Consider the following 1,530-nt stretch of genomic DNA (forward strand, 5'->3'; position numbering starts at 1 on the left):
GACATCACCACCACCGCCCCGGCGAACGGGATCGCGGAAGGCCCCCTGACCTTCCCCGGCACCCCGTCCGTCACCGACCGCCGCAGCGCGTTCGCGGGCGAGCTGGCGCGCGCTCACGCCGAGCTGGCCGAGGCCCGCGAGCAGGTCGCCGCGCGCGAGCGCGAGATCGAACGGCTCCGCACCGAGCAGATCACGGACGGGTCCGACCCCCGCCTGATCGACTTCTGGGACAAGGCGGGTCGGATCGCCGATCACGCCGACTTCTGCCAGGAGTACGACCGGCTCGCCGAGGCGATGAACGGCACCCCTCGATACCGCGACTGGGAGGTGGAAGCCGAGGTCACCGTGACCGTCCGGGTCACCTACTCCACCAGCGCGACCACCGAGGAGGACGCTGACGACAACGCCCGCGAGGGCATCGACTTCGACGACGTGCTCGCCGCGTACCGCGACAACGGGCACGAGAGCTTCGACGTCTCGATCATCAGCACCGAGCGGGTCTAAACCCGCCCCTGGCGGGGCCACAGCGCCCCGCCAGGGCCACGTGCTGGTCTCGACCGTCACAGCACCCACCCACGACGGCACGCTGATCATCGACACTCTTGCCCTCACCGAGACCTACTGAGGCAGCGGGCGCTCGCCGCGACACCCCAGCGAGCGCCCTACCGGGCACGATGCCCCTCATCTACACTCCAATCCAGGCCACTGAAACGCAGTAGGTGGCCAGACATGCGCCCGAAGCGAAGTAGGGCGCGGAAGGTGGTCCCCATGACCGTTCTCGACCCGTCGAGCATGCTCCTCGACAACATCCAGCCCGGCCAACTCGTCACAATCAGCGGCCTGGCAGGCAGCGGCCGCACCACCCTCGCCCGCACCATCGCCGCCAGCCTCGTGCAGCGCGGGCACCGGGTGGGAGTGGTGTCCATGCAGCCCCAAGACACAGACCGAGCCGGACTCAATATCGAGTATCAACCGATCGAGCACCACGCGCTCGCCGCAGACGCCGACCGCCCCGACTCCACAACGGCAGTCGTCTACGACTACGGGAGCAGCTGGGCATCCGAAGAGCTCGCCGACGCGATCACCGCGGACCTCACCGCCGCGCGAATCGTCATCCTGGTGTCGATGCCAACCCCTCTCACCGAGCGCGCAGATGTCCGCGTGATCGTCGGCCGTCCAACCCGGCGGCTGTTCGCCGAGGTCTACGGCATCGAAGCGCCAAGCGAGGGCGTGCCCGCCCCGAGGCGAGGAACAGCGTTCGTCGCAGCACCGGGCGCCGATCCGATCCTGATCACCTACCGGGCCGCCTGAGCGGCGTTCGCGACCGGTAGCGGCGGCGATTCTGCCGCTACCGGTTCGCGGCTCGAAGAACAGAGAGCCGCGCGCGCTCGCCGACCGAAGGCTCGCCCTTGCAATGTCCCCCGACTATGCTAGTGTTATGTATGTCAGATACACAACATGCTCGGAGGGACGACATGAACACCGCACTCACCACCGCCACCGCCCTCGAGGCCCGCGCCGCCTGGTCGA

General features: G+C 68.7%; 2 protein-coding genes. Both read left to right on the top strand.

The window, feature by feature from the left end; translation table 11 throughout:
* Positions 1 to 504: hypothetical protein (locus AX744_RS20740; protein ID WP_082738518.1), on the top strand; the 504-nt coding region annotated here is incomplete at its 5' end.
* 264 nt (positions 505 to 768) lie between these two features.
* On the top strand, positions 769 to 1,311 hold the full coding sequence (locus AX744_RS12435) for a hypothetical protein (RefSeq protein WP_061017194.1): 543 nt from the start codon (positions 769 to 771) through the stop codon (positions 1,309 to 1,311).
* Positions 1,312 to 1,530: the final 219 nt, after the last annotated feature.

This window comes from Microbacterium sp. CCH5-D1 (assembly GCF_001557335.1).
Taxonomy (GTDB): Bacteria; Actinomycetota; Actinomycetes; order Actinomycetales; family Microbacteriaceae; genus Microbacterium; species Microbacterium oxydans.

Coding starts and splice junctions, on each gene's coding strand:
- AX744_RS12435 (WP_061017194.1), top strand. CDS start 769: ATGACCGTTCTCGACCCGTCGAGCATGCTCCTCGACAACATCCAGCCC.